Source organism: Dyadobacter sp. CY343 (genome assembly GCF_021390335.1).
In the GTDB taxonomy this organism is placed as follows: domain Bacteria; phylum Bacteroidota; class Bacteroidia; order Cytophagales; family Spirosomataceae; genus Dyadobacter.
In genome coordinates this window covers 272704-291502 of record NZ_JAJUXK010000005.1, presented here as the reverse complement: position 1 = coordinate 291502, position 18799 = coordinate 272704, and the positions used below count along the sequence as shown (strand labels likewise).

15 protein-coding genes are annotated in these 18799 nt (G+C 48.4%); 9 read left to right on the top strand and 6 right to left on the bottom strand.

Annotated features, from left to right (window positions below; all coding sequences use genetic code 11):
- Window positions 1–23: 23 nt before the first annotated feature.
- The gene (locus LZG94_RS18945) at window positions 24–3206 is read right to left on the bottom strand and encodes a TonB-dependent receptor (protein ID WP_233793365.1); all 3183 of its coding nucleotides are present in this window, start codon (window positions 3204–3206) and stop codon (window positions 24–26) included.
- Window positions 3207–3522: 316 nt separating this feature from the next.
- Window positions 3523–4197, bottom strand: a complete 675-nt coding sequence (locus tag LZG94_RS18940) for a GntR family transcriptional regulator (protein ID WP_233793364.1) — start codon at window positions 4195–4197, stop codon at window positions 3523–3525.
- Window positions 4198–4361: 164 nt separating this feature from the next.
- Here LZG94_RS18940 and LZG94_RS18935 point away from each other — a divergent pair, with 164 nt between their 5' ends.
- The 7 genes from LZG94_RS18935 to LZG94_RS18905 all read left to right on the top strand — a co-directional run bounded on the left by LZG94_RS18935 (window position 4362) and on the right by LZG94_RS18905 (window position 11655).
- Complete coding sequence (locus LZG94_RS18935; protein WP_233793363.1) at window positions 4362–5327, top strand: erythromycin esterase family protein; 966 nt, start codon at window positions 4362–4364, stop codon at window positions 5325–5327.
- Between the two features lie 164 nt (window positions 5328–5491).
- Window positions 5492–6751: an MFS transporter gene (locus tag LZG94_RS18930; RefSeq protein ID WP_233793362.1), complete on the top strand. Its 1260-nt coding sequence runs from the start codon at window positions 5492–5494 to the stop codon at window positions 6749–6751.
- A 162-nt stretch (window positions 6752–6913) separates the two neighbouring features.
- Window positions 6914–7240, top strand: coding sequence for a PadR family transcriptional regulator (locus LZG94_RS18925; protein WP_233793361.1), 327 nt, complete (start codon window positions 6914–6916; stop codon window positions 7238–7240).
- Complete coding sequence (locus LZG94_RS18920) at window positions 7237–9849, top strand: ABC transporter permease (protein WP_233793360.1); 2613 nt, start codon at window positions 7237–7239, stop codon at window positions 9847–9849. The genes LZG94_RS18925 and LZG94_RS18920 overlap by 4 nt, the downstream gene beginning before the upstream one ends.
- 184 nt (window positions 9850–10033) lie before the next feature.
- A complete protein-coding gene (locus tag LZG94_RS18915) occupies window positions 10034–10546 on the top strand; it encodes a hypothetical protein (protein ID WP_233793359.1) in 513 nt (170 codons plus the stop codon).
- A 31-nt stretch (window positions 10547–10577) separates the two neighbouring features.
- Entirely contained in the window at window positions 10578–11072 is a 495-nt protein-coding gene (locus tag LZG94_RS18910) for a hypothetical protein (protein ID WP_233793358.1), read from the top strand.
- A 232-nt stretch (window positions 11073–11304) separates the two neighbouring features.
- Window positions 11305–11655, top strand: a complete 351-nt coding sequence (locus LZG94_RS18905) for an ATP-binding protein (protein ID WP_233793357.1) — start codon at window positions 11305–11307, stop codon at window positions 11653–11655.
- Between the two features lie 60 nt (window positions 11656–11715).
- On the opposite strand, the gene ppsA is transcribed toward LZG94_RS18905, so the two are convergent.
- Together ppsA and LZG94_RS18895 are read right to left on the bottom strand one after the other, a co-directional pair.
- The gene (ppsA, locus tag LZG94_RS18900) at window positions 11716–14349 is read right to left on the bottom strand and encodes a phosphoenolpyruvate synthase (RefSeq protein ID WP_233793356.1); all 2634 of its coding nucleotides are present in this window, start codon (window positions 14347–14349) and stop codon (window positions 11716–11718) included.
- An 11-nt stretch (window positions 14350–14360) separates the two neighbouring features.
- A complete protein-coding gene (locus tag LZG94_RS18895) occupies window positions 14361–14822 on the bottom strand; it encodes a MarR family winged helix-turn-helix transcriptional regulator (RefSeq protein ID WP_233793355.1) in 462 nt (153 codons plus the stop codon).
- Window positions 14823–14948: 126 nt separating this feature from the next.
- On the opposite strand from LZG94_RS18895, the gene LZG94_RS18890 reads away from it, so the two are divergent.
- Entirely contained in the window at window positions 14949–15761 is an 813-nt protein-coding gene (locus LZG94_RS18890; protein WP_233793354.1) for a class I SAM-dependent methyltransferase, read from the top strand.
- Window positions 15762–15821: 60 nt separating this feature from the next.
- Window positions 15822–16133, top strand: a complete 312-nt coding sequence (locus LZG94_RS18885; RefSeq protein WP_233793353.1) for a hypothetical protein — start codon at window positions 15822–15824, stop codon at window positions 16131–16133.
- A 37-nt stretch (window positions 16134–16170) separates the two neighbouring features.
- On the opposite strand, the gene LZG94_RS18880 is transcribed toward LZG94_RS18885, so the two are convergent.
- Both LZG94_RS18880 and LZG94_RS18875 read right to left on the bottom strand, forming a co-directional pair.
- Window positions 16171–17658, bottom strand: a complete 1488-nt coding sequence (locus LZG94_RS18880) for a family 43 glycosylhydrolase (protein WP_233793352.1) — start codon at window positions 17656–17658, stop codon at window positions 16171–16173.
- Window positions 17659–17710: 52 nt separating this feature from the next.
- Window positions 17711–18784 carry a family 43 glycosylhydrolase gene (locus LZG94_RS18875; protein ID WP_233793351.1) on the bottom strand — a complete coding sequence of 358 codons (1074 nt, stop codon included), beginning with the start codon at window positions 18782–18784 and terminating at the stop codon, window positions 17711–17713.
- Window positions 18785–18799: the final 15 nt, after the last annotated feature.

Here is an 18799-nt window from a genome sequence, read left to right as displayed (position 1 = left end):
ATTTTGAGTTAATGCTTTGATTATCAAAAGGAAAGATTAAGTCCAAAAAGGAAATTCTGCTGGTTGTTCGGGTAATTCCCGTAGTCCACGCCGAAGCTTGAACTGCTCCCGCCCAGCTCAGGATCGAGCCCAGTGTATTTAGTGATCGTGAAAAGATTCGCAGCCTGCACGTACAGTCGCAGTTTTGATACCTTTATTTTCTGTAAAACGCCCGGATTAATCGTATAGCCGAGTATTAATGACCTCAGCCTCAGGTAAGAACCGTCTTCCACGAAATACGAATTCATAGCGCCGGAGGTACTTAATGTCGCGCCCGTTTCAATTTTCGGCACCGTCGTATTCGTATTTTCTGGCGTCCACGCATTCAGCAGCACATTACTTTTATTACCTACATAACCTGCGTAAAAATGGGTGTAGGAGCGAATGGTATTCACGATCTCATTACCCTGCGAACCGTAGAATATGGCGGAAAAATCAAAGCCTTTGTAATTCAATCCAAGATTAAGTCCGTAGGTAAAATCGGGGTTTGGGCTGCCCAGCATCGTGCGGTCATCCGGCGTGATCGCCCCGTCGCCGTTTACATCCCGGTACCGGAACCGCCCCGTGGCTGCGCCCGTTTGTGCCGGCGCTTCCGCCACTTCCTGATCGGAATTGAACAAACTGATCACATCGTAGCCAAAGAACGAGCTCACCGCTTCGCCCTGCTTATTCCGCACCAGCGTCCCCATTCCCTGCTGGCTTACACCCTCAAAATAGCCCGGACTTGGAATATCCATCACCAGGTTTTTGTAAGCGGTAACATTGGTCCCGATCGAGTATTGCAGGTTATTGCCAACCCGGCCGCGGTAAGTGAGCGCGATGTCAAAACCTTTATTCTGAATATCCCCGATGTTCACAACCGGCGCAGCGGCACCTCCGACAGTTGCCGGGAGTGGCTGGGTGAAGAGCAGTCCGTTAATGGATTTTTTATAGTATTCAAAAGAGAAATCAAGACTATTATTCAGCACCGTTGCATCGATTCCGATGTTAGAGACGATATTTTCTTCCCAGCCTGCGTTCGGGTTTCCTATTCTGGTTTGGATAAAACCTTGCTTGACGCTGTTGCTCGAACCGGTAATATCATAATACGCATTCCCGTATCCGCCGCCAAAAAGGGTGTAGGCATTTTCGGGAGTAACATTATTTTGTGACCCCAATATCCCATAGCTCGCCCTGAATTTCAGATCGTTCAGCCAGTTCAGCGATTTCATAAACTCCTCGCCCGACAAGCGCCAGCCCAGTGAAAAAGAAGGGAATACCCCAAACCGGCTTTCTGATCCAAACCGGGAAGATCCGTCCCTGCGCACAGTTGCCCCGATCAGGTATTTGTCCTGGAAAGAATAATCCATCCGCGCGAAAATTGAATACAGACTGTTTACATACGCATTACTAAAATTGGTCACACCGGCTGTACCGTTACCCAGGATCAGGTAATCGAATTCCGTTGAGAAAAATTTCTGCGAGGAACCGCCCACGCTCCGGCCCATACTTTTGATCGACTCAGAGCCGAGCAATACCTGTAAATTGTGCTTGCCAAACTGGTTGTTATAAGTCAGCGTATTGGTCCAGGTGATCGTATTATTGTAGCTCGCGCTCTCCGAATAGCTGTTTGGGCTGCTGTTTCCCTGTTTATTGTCGTATTGGGTATAATTAAAATTCTGGCTGTAAGGATTATTGATATTCACCCCGAAACTCGACCGGGCCGTCAGATTTTTGAGGATATCCACTTCCGCATAAGCATTACCCACGATATTCCACGAAGTGTTTCGGTTATTGAGCGTGCGTTTTTGCTGCGCGACCGGATTCTGGTTACTTCCCAAAGCGGGCCCGGCAAACGTTCCGCCGAAGTTTCCCTTTATATCATAAACCGGCACAATAGGCATCATTTTGTAAACAGCCGAGAGCGTCCCAAACTCGGATTGATTGCCAAAACCCGGGTTATCAACGTAGAAAATATTCATATTCTCCCCCACCCTGATCCGCTTGTTGACGCGGTATTCGGTATTGATCCTGGCCGAATATCGTTTCAGGTAAGTCTCGATCAATGTGCCTTTCTGATGAATGTAGCCGAGCGAAAACAGATAGCTCGCCTTTTCATTTCCCCCGCTCACTGCCAGGTTGTGATTGGTCATTAATGCGGGTTTGAAAAGTTCGTGAAACCAGTCGGTGCCCGTTTTATTTACTTTCTGGATCAGATAATTATTTGCCGTATTGATCGGATCGAAGCTGTATTTACCCGGATCAACGGCTGGGTCACCCTCCATCCCGATCCCTGAAACGCCCGGTCCGGCATAGAGGTAATCAGGCATTCCGTTTTTAAACAATCCATTATTCGGTGTCGCGATATTCATCACTTTCATGAAATCCTGCGAGTTCAAAAGGTCGAAAGGATTTCCTCCCAGCGGGCGCTGAATACCGAAATAGCCGTCGTAAGTAACGCTTGGTTGCCCGGATTTGCCTTTTTTGGTCGTAACCACGATCACTCCGTTCGCACCGCGCACCCCGTATATTGCCGCCGCTCCGGCATCCTTCAAAACCTGCACGGATTCGATTTCACCTGCACTGATATTATTCAGGTCCGCCTGGATACCGTCTACAATGACGAGCGGTTGCGTATTTCCGAAAGAAGTAACGCCCCTCACGAAAATATTACTGCTCGCACCCGGTACCCCCGAGCTGATCACGTTCACACCCGCCGCCTGGCCCTGCAATGCCTGTACCGCCGAGCCCGCCGGAACCGATTTCAGCGCCTTCATATCCACCACCGAAACCGAGCCGGTAATATCCTGCTTTCTCTGTGACGAGTAACCCGTTACCACGATTTCGTTCAGCGATTGCGTGTCCGTCCGCAAACTGATATTGATAACAGTTTGATTTCCTGTCAAAATCTCCTGGCTCTGGTATCCAACAAAACTAAAAACCAGCGTTTCCGAGTCACCAGGCACCGCCAGCTCATAAGTTCCTTCCGCATCCGTAGTCGTTCCCACACTTGTAGTACCCTTCAACACCACACTTACCCCGGGCAAAGGGGTCTGACTTAAACTGTCCAGCACCACACCTTTGATCTGCCTGGTTGCCTGCGCCGCAAGTCGTTCCGACGTGCCAAGACAAAGTGCGAGCAATAGCAAAAAGGTTGCCTTAAAATGGTAAAATTTCTCTTGTTTCATAGTTTTTCTGGGTTTTGGAAAGCGTTTGGGATTAGGTATGCGGTACAATCAAGAACTGTCAGGCCACTACTTCCAGCGCGGACATTTGCTGGTGAAATGACCGGAACTGCGCTTATATCAGGTTTCCCGTGTGCGGATGAAAAAGAAGAATATTGTTTACAAATATATGCTCATTTTGTAAACAAAAAATAGAGAGGCAAATATTTTCCCGAAAAAATCAGATATGATCTGTCACCTGACTTTGAAAGGGGGAAATTTTATATGGTAAAAGAGGAATTTGGCAGAATAGCCTTTGAGAGAAAGTAAGAAGGAATTGTTATTCGAGGTCGAGAACCGATACTTCGCCTCGGATCAGGTGTTTTATAAGCGTTTCTTCCGCCAGTTTTAAATCGTGTTCTTTCAATGCGCGCACGATCTGACGGTGCTCAAAGTCAGTCTGTTCATAGTCATTCATGTGGGTTTGAGCTTGACCGAGCTTGTGGTGAAACAGCGGGATATTACTGAACTGGTACAAGTCCATCAGCTTTTTGTTCCGCGCGCTGTCTATCAATGTTTCGTGAAATTTCACATCTGCCTCGCAGGCGCCCCCGAAATAGCCGCCGGCAACCATGGAAGTAAAATCGTCACATATTTCTTCCAGTTTTTTAATCAGCTTTTCATCGGTCTTCTGGAAAGTCAGCCTTAATGCTCCTAATTCGAGCACTTCCCGTAATTCCCTGATCTCCTTGATATCAGCCGCCGTAAGCGATTTGACGAAATACCCGCCCTTTTCACCAAAAACGATCAGGTTCTCGCCCAGTAATCGCGTCAGCGCTTCCCGTACCGCCATCCTGTTGACTTCCATCCTCTTAGCCCATACATCTTCCTTTAGCCTGATCCCGGAAACCAACTGATTGGACAAGATTTTCCTTCTAAGCTCAACGTATACTTTGCTGGCCAGTGAGTCTTCTTTCATTTGCAGATTAGCGATGGTGAGTGAAAATGTAAACATAAAGGTAGGAAGTTTATAAATAAATCATTCCTCATTTTGTAAGTAAGCCTCGGCGCTGCTTATCCTGTATCCCCACAAATCGCGACCAGTAAACCATAGAACTAAGTAGATAGCTACTCCATTCGGTTTATATATAAAATAAAGTTATATATAAATTAAATCGCATGAAGTTATCCAGCAGCATTCTGACATTTTTCCTATTTCTATCGACAATTCACACTTTCCGTGCTGATGCGCAGGATAATAGTTTGGATTGGATCGATAAAAATGCACATCCTATTTCCACGGATACAACGCAAAATGAACTTTCATTTCTATCTGAAAAACTGAAAGGAAAAACGATCGTGGGGCTGGGGGAAGCTTCTCACGGTACGCAAGAGTTCTTTTTTCAAAAACGCAAGATCATTCAATATCTGGTCACCAGGGAAAATTTCCGCACAATCGGATTCGAATCTCCTGCCAATTTCATCGAGCCGCTCAACAAGTATATTCAGTCGGGTGAAGGAAATCCGAAAATTACGCTCAGTTCGATAGGACTGTATAATGCGGACGAAATACTAAAACTCTGCGAGTGGCTCAGGCAGTTCAATGCGTCCAGGCCGGCAGGAAAGAGAGTGAAAATGATCGGGTTTGACGACGAAGCATTTTGGGGAGATCCGCTGGGAAGGGACGAATCGATGGCAGAGAAATTTATCGCATTACAGAAAACAGATCAGCATAAAAGTATTCTTTGGTCGCATAATCTGCATCTCGCCAAAGACACCACGATGGCGCAATACAAGGCAATGGGGTTTCACCTCAAAGCGCATTACGGCAGACAATATTACGCACTGGGCATGGATACGTACGCCGGAAGCGTGCACGTGCTGAACGGGGGACAGTTTGAAAGTCACGATTTTAAGGGGCCGGAAAACTCACTTTCAGCTGTATTCAGCAAAGCGAAACCTGACGCGTTTTTTGTCGATTTCATCGACGCGCCGGCTGCGTTGAAGTCAGCGAAAGATATTACTAATATTTATTCAAACTGGAAAGAACCGCGAGTGCTGCCCATCGTGCCGGGCTCTGATTTCGACGCCCTGATTTTTATCAGAGAAACCACGGCTTCCAAACCATGTGCCGGTTCGCGTTGAAGGGACCGGCCAACAATCCAGTTGCCCGGCCACTCCTTCCTCCTTCCTCCTTCCTCCTTCCTCCTTCCTCCCTCCTCCCTCAACTGCCCCAAGGAACAGATTTTGTTCAGAAAATCCTGCGATCGCTTTGGCGCCGATATTGCGGGTACACATCAACAAAATTCATGGAAGTAGTAGCATTAAGTGCATTCAAAAGCAGGAATTACAGGTTATTTTTCGCGGGGCAGACGATTTCACTTTTGGGTACCTGGATGCAGAAAACGGCGGTTAGCTGGGTAATTTACTCGCTGACGCACTCCAAGTTCATGCTCGGTGTCAGCATTTTCGCTACACTTTTTCCGTCTGCCGTACTTACCCCTTTCGGCGGTGTCGTCTCCGATCGCTATAACCGGTACCGGGTTTTAGTCGTCACCCAGATTTTGTCCATGGTCCAGGCGCTAGCCCTGACGCTGGTGGTTTTCTTCGACAATTTTGCGGTGTGGGAGATCATCTCGCTCAGCGTCGTCCTCGGGCTCATCAATGCATTCGACGTGCCGGCGCGCCAGTCTCTTGTTTATGAACTGGTAGATGACAAGAAAAATTTACCTAATGCACTGGCTCTCAATTCGTCTATGGTCAATCTCTCCAAGCTGCTCGGCCCTGCGATTGCGGGTATTGCTATTGAGAGATTTGGCGAAGTGGTTTGTTTCGCAGCGAATACAATCAGTTTTGTAGCCGTGATCAGCTCCCTGCTTTTGATCCGGTTACCGAAATTTCAACCCATTAAACACACTAAAAACATACTGGGCGAGCTCAAAGAAGGACTGACCTACATCCGGCAGACGCCCGACATCCGATACATTATCATCATGCTCGCGCTGGTCAGCTTACTGTTACTGCCTTTCACCAGCCTGATGCCCATCTACGCAAAAGACGTTTTCCGGGGCACCGCTTCTACATTCGGACTGCTCGACAGCGCCATCGGTTTCGGTGCATTGACCGGCGCAATTTTCCTCGCCACATTAAAACCGGGAACCAACCTGAGCCGCATTCTCGCTATTAATACATTCGTTTTCGGTACCGGTCTGATCCTGTTTTCGTATACCACTTTGTACCCGCTTGCCCTCGCATTCATTGCCGTCGGTGCATTTGGGATGATGTCGCAAACCACGATCAGCAATACGATGATCCAGACGATGGTCACCCCTGCGATGCGTGGCCGGGTGATCAGTATTTTCGTAATGGCCTATTCGGGCGGCGTGCCGATAGGAAGCTTGATCGTGAGCTATTTATCTCAGCATATCGGCGTGCAGGCGACGGTGTTCGGACAAGGTATTTTGGCATTGCTGATCGGTATCATGCACGTGCGCTATCTCAAAAAGAAGAAAGCGAAACAGCCCGTTACGATTTCTCCAAAGATCAACGAAGAGATTCCGCAGGTTTGATATTGTATTTGCCTGAAAGCTTAAATACTGTTCGCAGCCGGACGTAATTCTGTCCGCATTCGGACATTCCAGGAAATCAAAAAACGCTTCAAAACACACCAGAGGCCATTTTCTGCTTAGGTAAGGTATTTGTCAGACATTTACATAACTAATACCGCAGACATGAAAGGTACTTACCTGGGAGAGTTTGAAGAAGTGGTTTTACTTGCCGTCGCAATACGTACCGGGGACGCGTACGGAGCGGCTGTGGTAGATGAAATCGAGCAGCAGCTCGGCCGCCCGGTCAACCTGGGCGCAGTACATACTGCATTGCACCGGCTGGAAGAAAAAAGCCTTGTCAAATCTGAAATGGGCGGGGTTACTTCCGAGCGTGGCGGCCGCCGTAAGCGCTTATATAATGTGACCGCCACCGGGCGACGTGCGCTGGAAGAAACCAGGCAGCTGCGTAATCAGATGTGGAACAATATTCCGAAAATAGCCTGGTCATGAAACAACCTCAACCGCCCCGCTGGGCCACCCTGCTCCTACGCTGGTTCTGTGCCGCCCATCTGCTCGACGAACTCGAAGGCGACCTGCACGAGCTGTTTCAAAAACGGGTAAAGTCGGAAGGATTACGACAGGCGAAATGGAGATATATCTGCGACACGCTCAGCCTTTTGCATCCTGTGTTAATGAAATCAAAACCAAACCCATACCCTAAACCCAACCGTGCCGATATGTTACAGAACTACCTCAAAATCGCCTGGCGGAACCTTGCCAAAAACGTTGCTTTTTCAGCGATCAATATCGTCGGTCTGTCCATCGGCATGACCACCGCGATCCTGATCGGCTTGTGGATGTGGGACGAATTGTCATTCAATAAATACCACCAAAATTATGATCTCATTGCGCGGGTGATGCAGCACCAAAGCTACAACGGAACTACGAGCACCACGCCCGCGACGCCGCTGCCGATGCGCGCGGCGCTGCAAAGTGAATATGCCGGTGATTTCAGCCGCATTTCCCTGTCATCGTGGACGGAAAACCGCATTCTTTCAGCCGGTAATAATAAACTGATCAAAAAAGGTAATTGTGTGGAAGCCGATTTTCCGTTGATGATGTCGGTCAGCATGCTCGAAGGTTCGGCAACGAGTCTGAACAATCCTACTTCCATATTACTCTCGAAATCCGTCGCAAAAGCCCTTTTTGGCAGTGATAACGCGCTGAATAAGACCGTCAAAGTCGATAACAAAAATCATTTTAAGGTCACAGGTATTTTTGAAGACCTGCCACATACGACTGAATTTCGCGACGTTACTTTTCTCCTGCCCTGGAAATTTTTTGTGGAAGAAGAACCCTGGGTAAAACGGTCGGAAACCAACTGGGGAAACAATTCATTCCTGCTTTTCGTCCAGATCGCCCCAAGAACAACTTTTGAGCAGGTAACGTCCAAAATTGAAGGTATCAAAGCGCGGCATGCGAAAGAGGAAGCGAGATTTAGCCCCAAGGCATTTTTGCACCCGATGAGCCGCTGGCACTTGTATTCGGAGTGGGAAAACGGTGTGCTGGTGCGCGGGCGGATCCAGTTTGTTTGGCTTTTTGGCATTATCGGAGGATTTGTACTGCTCCTCGCCTGCATTAATTTCATGAACCTTTCCACTGCCCGGTCGCAGAAACGCGCGAAAGAAGTGGGTATCCGCAAGGCGGTCGGTTCGGTACGCACCCAACTAGTCGCCCAGTTTTTCAGCGAATCCATATTGATGGCAACCCTTGCTTTTGTGGTAGCATTAATACTGGTGCAGCTGTTTTTACCGTGGTTCAATCAGATCTCGGACAAACAAATCGCATTTCCCTGGGGTAATTTGCAAAGCTGGATATTCGCATTAGGATTTACGCTGATAACGGGCTTGCTGGCAGGCAGTTACCCCGCATTGTATCTATCTCGCTTTAAGCCGGTAAAAGTACTGAGAGGCACTTTTATTGCCGGCCGATTTTCGGCATTGCCGCGTCAGGTATTGGTTGTGGTTCAATTTACGGTTTCCATCACGCTCGTGATTGGCACGCTCATTGTCCTGCGCCAGATCCAGCACGCGCGCGACCGGCCGGTAGGATTCGACAGGTCGGGGCTACTTTCGGTCCCTATGACCACGGCCGACCTGCGCAGCCACGATCAGGCACTTCGCAGCGACCTGCTGCAAACGGGCGCGGCTGTGAATATGGCCGAATCTTCCAGCCCGACGGCGGAGGTCTGGAGTAGCGACGCCAGTTTCAGCTGGCCGGGCAAAGATCCTGACCAGCTCGGCGATTTCGGGACGGTGGGTGTCACGCACGAATATGGACAAACGGTTGGCTGGCAGTTCAGGCAGGGCCGCGATTTTTCCCGCCAGTTCTCCGGCGACAAACTGGGTATCGTCCTCAATGAAAGTGCTGTGAAATTTATGGGATTGAAATCGCCGGTAGGGACAAATATCAGTTGGAACAGTGAACAATATACGGTGCTCGGGTTAATCCGTGACGTGGTGACCGGCTCACCCTTCATGCCGATTCAACCGACTATTTATATGCTAAAAGAAGAGTGGGCCGCTTTTATTCACATCCGGCTCAACCCAAGCTTCACCGCCCGGCAGGCGCTGGCGAAGCTTGAACCCGTTTTTAAGAAATACAATCCTGGCAGTCCTTTTGAGTATAAGTTTGCCAGTGACGAGTACGATCAAAAGTTCAAAGCCGAGGAACAGATCGGGCAACTTTCCAGCGTATTTGCCGGATTGGCAATATTCATCAGCTCCCTCGGACTCTTCGGCCTGGCTTCGTTTTTTGCTGAACAACGTCAAAAAGAGATCGGAATCCGCAAAGTGCTCGGCGCCTCGGTGGCGAATTTGTGGCAAATGCTTTCGAAGGATTTTGTGATATTGGTTGTGATTGCGAGCATATTGGCGATCCCGATTGCTTACTATTTCATGCACGACTGGTTGCAGCACTACACCTATCAGACGACGCTTTCGTGGTGGATCTTCGCTGCGGCCATGCTCGGTGCGCTGGCGATTACCCTGGTCACGGTTACCTTCCAGGCCATAAAAGCAGCCCTGCTGAACCCGGTAAAAAGTTTGCGGAACGAATAGCTTTTTGTTAATATCAAATTCAATATCAATACAACCAGGTTCACAGCACCGCGCGCAGTATTCACATTTCGGCCGTATCAATTGCCTGAAATTAGCCGGTTAATCAATATTCTTACTACCGAACTTATAGACTCGCAGAGTTAGTTTACCTTGGCATTATCCTCTATCAATACTATATCAATCAATGAACGAATTATACAAGCCGTCAAAGCCAAAAAACACCGGCGCGTGGTATAAAAATGGGACACTATGGTTTATTGTGGGGTCTATACTTGTTGCTATTATGATTAATAATTTCTCTAAAGAAGCTTCTAAACCTCTGGCGACAGGAAAAATTAAAAATGGGCAGTTAGATTTGCCGCCAATGACAGACCAACAATTAGCGGAAGTTGTTGAAGATATGAAAAAAGAGGAGGAGCTTAGAAAAGAGGAGTTGAAGTCTTTCTATAAAACAAAGGCCGGAAAAATCAACAAGAAACATCCAGAATGGACACGGGAAGATTGCGAGAGGCTCGTGGATAATCAAGTATGGATTGGCATGTCGCTCGATATGCTAAAATATAAAAGAGGACTTCCGAACAGTGCCAACCCTTCAGACTATGGTAATGGGGTTAACTGGCAATGGTGCTGGGACGACTACACGCCTTCGTGCTTTTATGACAATAACGCCGATGGGTTAGTAGACTCATATAACTGAAAATATCTAATATCCTCTATCCAAACGCTGTATGAAGAACTTTACCTTATTATTTTTTGTCGCCATCATTACAGTGGGGTGCGTTAAAATGTACGCTATTAGCGAGACGGATTTTGCGTCCATACCGAAAGGAAGTAAACGCGTGACTGTAACATCTCCACTTTCTGCAGACAGCGCTTATAAGCATGTATCCAGATACTTTGTAACAAATGGCTGGATTGTAAATGGCAATAAAGAAATGATGCAGATATCAATCGATCCAAGATCAATAGGGGCGGGTACGATGCTCCGGCCGGTAGTCTTCGTTGAGCCAAACGGAACTGGCAGTTTTGTCCATTATAGAGGCGAATGGGGTTTAGATCAGCAAGGCCAAATAATGCTACAATCCTTCGCGCGTGGATACAATACCACCGCATTACAACCAATCGTATTTGAGAAAAAAGGAACGACAAAGGCAGATGCAGCATTTCAGGCGTTAGTTGTTTATGCAAAGCGCGTTCCGGGCGAAATAACATATTCCAAGTAAGTCTTACATAAATCCTTTGAAGATTTACGCTAAATTGAATTGCAACAGTAATTGCGGCAAGTGGATTGAAGTTTGCTTACCTGTCCGACTTCGCCCGGTTAACCAGGGATTCACTCGTACACAGCCAGAAAAATGAAATCGCGCTCCACGATGAGATCCAGACGTTAGATACTTATTTAAACTGGAAAAGCTGCGTTTCGGATTTAGTTATAACATAAAAGTGGAGCCTGGGGTGAAGGAATATGAAACCAATATCCCAGCACTGCTCTTGCAGCCGCTCGTTGAAAATGCGGTAAAGCATGGAGTTGCAGGGAAGGGAGAGGCTGGACATATTGAGCTGCTGATTAACAAATCGGGCCACGACATGGTCATAATTCTGAAAGATAATGGCGAAGGTATCAGCGAAGAAACGTCCGTTTCGGGACTCGGCTTAAAGCTGACCCGAGACCGGATCAGCCTATTGAACCAAATCCATCCCGGGCGGCAGATTAACCTTACTATCAAAAACACTGTCCCGAAAGGCGCACATATTACGCTTACTTTTGATCAATGGTTTGATGAAGGCAATACTGATCGACGATGAACAATCAAATCTGGACAACCTCCGGATCCTGATCGAAACTTACTGTCCGCAAGTGACTATTTACGGGACGGCATCGGACCCGCGCTTGGCTACCAGTATCTCCACATATCCGTCTGTCCCGTTCACGCGGATGCGCTGGCCGTCTTTGATCAATTTAGTAGCATTCTCTACCCCAACTATGGCGGGCAAACCGTACTCCCTGGCGATCACCGCGCCGTGGGTCATCAGCCCGCCCACTTCGGTCACCAGCCCTTTTACGGAAACAAATAAGGGAGTCCAGCTGGGATCGGTAAATGCGGTCACTAATATATCCCCGTCCTCGATTTGTGCGTCTTGCATTTGCAAAATCACACGTGCGCGGCCTTCAATGGTCCCGGAAGAAACCGCCAGCCCGGCGATCGCCCCGGGAGGAAGGTTTTCTCGACGATAAGTCCCGGTAATGATCTCACCGTCAGAAGTAATAACCCGCGGCGGGCTCAGCTTTTCATACGTTTTAAAATCCTCTTTGCGACGATTTATCAGTTCTAAATCTATTGCTCTTTTGACCACAACCTCGCGCAATTCCTCAAAATTGAGGTAGTAAATATCTTCTATATCCCGGATCAAAGCAGCTGACCGGAGTTTTTCTGCCTCCTTTAAAATTGCCTTTTTGTAAACAAAATAGCGATTCACCAGCCCATATTTGGGATATTCACGGTAACCGGCAAAATCCCGGACCAGGCCGATCATCCGCTTCGTTTCCGCTGCTTTTTGCTCGCCACCCGGCAATAGTTCCAGCCGCGACAGCAATTCCTGCTCTTTACCCAATGCTTGCTGCCGCCCCTGCTCAAATTTTCGTTTGCTGGCACCTGGTTCAGTGTTTTTAATATTATTCAGGATCAGCGGAATCAGGATATCAGGTTGCTCCGACCAGCGGGACTTTGTAATATCAATTTCCCCCGCGCAACGCATTCCATATTTTTCGAGGTAGACCTCAATTGCTGCCAGCGTCTCATTTCCGCCTTCCAGCCGTGCCAGCTCTTCGGTCAGATTTTCAATTTTTGCCTGCTGAAAAAAAGTAAGCACTTCGGGGTATTGGCGCGCTACATCAGCGACATCCAGCAGCTCCATTCCCATTTCGGAGGTGATATTGTTCGGTACCGACTGTGAAAGCGTATCGGCCACATTCTTTTCGCCCAGCCAGTCCATCATTTTTTCATTGACCCAGGAAACTGCATTCATACCAATTGTAATCGCCTCAATGTTCTTCTGGCCGAACAACTGTTGCTTCAGTTCAATAAGATCTTCCAATAAGAAGTCAAAAAGGTCTGCTCCCGATTTGGACTGAATATCGCGTTTCAGCTTATCTACCGACGCCCGGTTTTCTGTGATCAGGTCGGTTACAAGGTTAGCAGGAACATCCTGCGGCACGATCTGCTTTGCAAAATGCGCGGCTGGCACCTCAGATTCGTCGGACAATGGTGCCAGAAAATCACCTCGGGCAATGAGACTTAAAAGTGCTTCTTTGATCAGCGGATCGGATTTACCAAGGTTATTGATTACGCCACTTCGCCCCGCACTCGTAGCCAGCATATTGGTAATATCAACAAACAACCTTCCGCCGGCATGGCGCATCGGCGCGCGCGTTGTCAACATAAAAAATGACAAACCCAGCGGCTTCATCGCGTCGGTCATCATTTGCTGGTGGCCGACAGACACGTATACCCGATTCTCAGGATCGTTGGCCTGGGGTACGGGAAACAAAGTAGTGGCCGGGCGGCTTTGCAGTATGTAAAATGCATTCTTAGCCAAACACCATTCAATATCCTGCGGCTGGCCAAAATGTGCCTCAATCTTCTGCCCCAGATTGGCCAGTTCCAAAACCTGCGCGTCAGAAAGCGACGGCGCACTTTGCTCTTCCTCGGGCAGTTCCCGCTCCTCAGTACCTCCTTCCGGCAAAGCAAAAATGCCACACTTTTTTATAGAAATATTTGTCTCAAATAGCTGTCCCGCCCTGATCTTGAAATTATCTGCATTCACAATTCCTGAAACCAGCGCCTCCCCCAGCCCAAAGCTGGCATCAATACTGACAACCTTTCTGTTTCCATTCACCGGATCGGCTGTGAACATGATTCCCGCCTCATCTGGCAAGATCATTTTTTGGATGATCACAGATAAAAACACTTTCCTGTGATCAAATCCATTTTGCAACCGGTACACCACTGCCCGGTCAGTGAAGAGTGACGCCCAGCATTTGCTGATATGTTCCAAAATTGCCGTTTTACCGCTGATATTCAGATAGGTATCCTGCTGGCCGGCGAACGATGCTGTTGGGAGATCCTCAGCCGTGGCACTGGACCGCACGGCGTATGAACCTGTCGCGCCAAGCTTTTCAATGCGACTTACTATCTCATTTTCAATGCTTTCCGGAACAGGAATTGATTCAATTACCTCTCTGATCTGTGCGGCAGCATCACTGATTTCTTTTCTGTTTTCCGCTTTGAGACCAGCCAGCTGGTCGAGTAGCGTATGTAAAGTCTCATTTTTTCCTAAAATCTCCTGATAAGCCCTGGTAGTAATGCAAAAACCGTCGGGCACCATCATTCCGCTCAATCGCGACAATTCGCCCAGATTTGCACCCTTTCCACCAACTGCCTGAATCTGGTTTTTGTTAATATTTTGAAAACCAATAACATAAAAGTTCACGTCCGCCATTTCTCTTCGCTCTACGCTTTTTTACCTTGAATCCGCGTTGTCGTTTCTTCCATCAAGCCGATCGTTTTTGACAGATAACTTTCAATTACCTGCCGCTCCTCGTCCGAAAAGGAGGCAATCAGTTTTTCAGTCCTGGCCCGAAATTCTTCATAGAGCGGCACGAGGAGTTCCATGATCTTTTCGGTATTAGGCACGATATGCACTTTCCGGCGATCTTCCGGGGCAATCTGTCGCTTCACAAGTTCCTTCTTTTCAAGCCTGTCGATCAGCCCGGTCACTGCGCCTGTGGTCAAGCCGGTGAGTTGCGAAAGTTCTCCCGCCGTCATCTGCCCTTTTTCCATCAAAAATCCCAAATATTTGTGGTCAGTCCCCGGCAGTCCCGCATTGCGCGCCACAGCCTCATGCATCTGAATCGAGGTGTAAGCATATTGCTGCCCGAGTTTCCTCAGCTGTCTGATCTCTTCGTGCGCCATAATATCTTCTTTACTAAATATCTTAGTTACAAAGATAATATCCTTTAAATAAGAACTGCAAGGTGTACGGTGAAATAAATTGATTACTAACGTTTTGTACTAAATTTCACATAAGCTGAAAGCAAGATGAATGCAAACAAAATGTTATGGGAGAAAGGTGATTTCACGCGGTTGGCGGAGACCATGCGGGAAAGTGGTGCTGCTTTGGTAGCAAAACTAGGGATCACGCCAGGTTTAAATGTGCTCGATCTCGGCTGCGGCGACGGCACTACGGCACTGCCGGCGGCCAGGCTCGGTGCAAATGTCCAGGGCGTTGATATTGCGAGTAACCTTGTGGCTGCGGGCAATGCGCGCGTCCAGGCGGAAGGATTGACGAACATTACATTTCGCGAGGGCGACGCGATCGATCTGCACGATATTGCCGATGAAACGTTTGATCTGGTCGTAAGCGTTTTTGGAGCGATGTTTGCTCCGAAGCCGTTTGATGTTGCAAGAGAAATGTTTCGCGTAACCCGGCCGGGTGGCAGGATCGTGATGGGCAACTGGATCCCTGGCGACCCTACATTGGTGGCGCAGATCCTGAAAGTGAGCTCGGCCTACACGCCAGCGCCGCCAGAAGGTTTTATCAGTCCGATGCTCTGGGGTGTGGAAGACAATGTGAAAGAACGTTTTATAGCAGCGGGCGCATTGGAAGAGAATATATCGTTTTCGCGCGAAACCTTTACATTTGAAGCCCCCTATCCAGCAGCCACATTCCTCGACACTTTCAGAAAGTATTATGGACCGACCATGAATGCATTCGAAGCAGCCCAGAAAAATGATACCGAAGCTGACCTGCAACGCGAACTGGAAGTTTTATTTGAAAGCCACAATCAAAGCACCGATAAAACCAAAACCTCTATTCCGGCGACTTTCCTGAAAGTGACGGTTCTGCGGTAAGCCCCCCCTGCCCCTGGTATGGTTTTTACAGATTCGCTATACAATCAACATGATTTTGTAATGGCAAAAATAACGAATTTCGAAGACTGGCTTGCGGGCGTTAATCCGCATGGCGATGAAGATATATACGATCTGTATAACTCAGTGAGCAACTTTGAAGGCTCGGGCAGATATTACACGTCGAAAGAAGTGAAAAACGATGGATACGAGTATTTCATAAAGGCGGACGGATTTGAAGACGAACTGCACCTGGATTCGGACGAAACCAAATTTGCATTCCTAAATCACGTCAAGACGACCTATACGGACGCTTCTGAGAACGATATTGATAAATGGTACGAGATGAAGAAAGAACTCGGACGCACAGATTAGTAAAAAGCGCCTGGCCGTAATTGGTCAGGCGCTTTTTTTATTTGCTTTCAAATTTAAAACTTTCCACAACCGCCACTTCTCCCTGCACTCCTTTTGCAAGGATCCCGGCGCGCAATGCCCGGTCCCACGGTGGCAGAAAAGTAATATCCGGCGCTGCAATCTGCAATGCAGTGAACTCAGAACCCTTAACGCTGTAAGAGAAACTGATATCTGTATTGTTTTTAACATTCATTCTCAGAAACAGCTGCTTGCCTTTTCCTTTGACAGGAAACTTCCCAAGGCTGCTTCTGGCGCCATCTTTTACGAGCGTAATATGGATACTGTCCTGCTTTGCAGCCGCATAGATCAGGTTTTTATCGTCGCCTATCAATGCCACCCCAGCCAGCGCACTTTTCGAAGGTAAGGTTTCCACAGTAGCTTCATAATTCGGACCATCAATTTTCCTCGCTATATACAATTCCCGGTCGTCTTTGATCTGCAACCCTATTCTGCCGTTTTTCAACTCGAAATCTGGCTTGTTGAATACAGACCAGTTCCATTGCAAATCCAGTTTCCCTTTGTCAAAAGTATCTGTAACCGTATACTGCTTTGGCAGGTTTGTTGGCGTGAGGTACTCGTCGGTGAAGCGGAGCCAGTTGTCAGGCGTGAACTCGAAGCCGCGTACCAGCGCCTGGCGGCCCGTGTATTTGTTGGAAGAACGATCGTAGGCGTGGTACATAAAGTAGTTTTTTCCGTTGTAAGTAACGGCGGTTCCGTGTCCCGGACACATCCAGTCACCCTGGCCAGCCAGGATCGGATTTCCTGAATATTTTTCCCACGGCCCCATCAAACTTTTCGAGCGGGCAATGCCGGTCGCGTAAGTACAGCCCGGCCCGCAGCAGCCTGCCGCCGCATAAATCGAGTAGAAGTAACCGTTGTTTTTAATCACCGAAACACCTTCCACCAGATTCGCTTCCCACGGCGTGTCGTTTCTGAAAAGCTCTTTTTTCTCGCCGATCAGTGCCGTTCTTTCTTCATTTATTTCCTGTATCCAGATCGGTGTGGGCTTATTTACACTGTTTCCGTCTTCCTTCCAGATCAGGTGCAGCTTGTTATTTTCATCGCGGATCGGAAACCCGTCAATCGAGCCTACCTCCTGACAAACCAGCGGACCGTGGTCTTTGAAAGGACCTTCTGGTGAATCGGCGCTGGCTACACCTACGCAGAGATTGCCGCCTTTTTTGTGGGCCGTGTAGTACACGTAAACTTTACCATTATCATAATTCAGCTCGGGCGCCCAATAGTAAAAGTCGGCCCAGGACGTGAGATCAGGGAAAATAGAACCGGTTTGCTCCCAATTTTTCAGGTCTTTTGATTTAAAAACAGGAAAACCGGGTGCCCAGTTGGAACTCGTTCCGGCGGCGTAATAAGTATCTCCCACCTGGATCACCGACGGGTCTGCAAAATCGCCGCGGATAACTGCCTGCTGTGCAGCTACAATATGTACCAATGCCAGCAGCAGCACACTAATGCTCAATCTTTTCATAAATAACTTTTGACGTGAATGCTTTTTTCAGGGTCTAAATATAAGCAAATCCCTATTCGCCCGAGGGAACGGGAATAGCCCGGCCGGTAGAAATGGGCTCGCCGAAGCTAGGCAAACCGTCCGCTGTCCATGTGAATTTCTGCATCCGCACATTCCTGGAATCGTCGCAGCCTTCCCCGGCGGCGGAGTTGGCGTGGTAAATCACCCAGTCTTCTTTTCCATCTTTTGACTTGAAAAACCCATTGTGCCCAACTCCGTATGCATTCGCCGACGCAAGTCCCGTGAATACCGGCGATGATATCTTTGTCCAGCTTTTGGCGTCCATCGGATCACTTCCCGTTTTCAGGCTCAATAGCCCCAGCGAGTAACTATCATTCCCACAATAACTTCCCGAAAAAGCCAGAAACACCTGTCCGGCCGCATTTTTCAGGATTTCCGGGCCTTCGTTCACAGGAAATCCGCGCTTCTCCCAATCGTACTGCGGCGCAGAGATCTGTACGGTCGGGCCGGTGAGTGTGAACGGGTTAGTCATTCGTGAAATGTACAAGTTTTGGGTTAAATCGGTCGGGCCTCCCGCAAAAGGCCGCCCCGACCAGATCAGGAACAGACTGCTATCCTGCTGAAAAATAGTTGCATCGATCGACCATAGATCTGCGGGTTGCGTAGCTAGCTTTCCTTTGTCTGTCCATGTACCCTGCGTGGGATCCGCATTTTCATTTTCCAATACCCACATCCTGTGCTCGCGGTCGTTCCCGTCGGAACCGGTGTAGTAGATATACCATTTACCATTCACAAAAAACAGCTCCGGCGCCCAGATATCCCGCGAATTGCCACCAGAAGCCGGCGCATTGAAAACCGTTACCGGCGCTGCATCCTTTAACCGGCTCATCTTCCCCGTTTTCCAGATCTGGATCCTGTTACCGAGCGTGTGCATGTAGTAATAGGTCGAATCTTTCTGGACAACCCACGGGTCGGGCGCGGAATTCAGTAAAGGATTTGTAAATGTGGTCGCCTGTTGTTCACCACCGGGAGCCGGTGCCTGCTTCTCCTTTTTACAGGACGCACTGACGAACACAAATGAAATACACCAGATAAGAGCGGGTCTCAACAAAGTTTTATAGCGCATAAAAAGCGTTTAGAT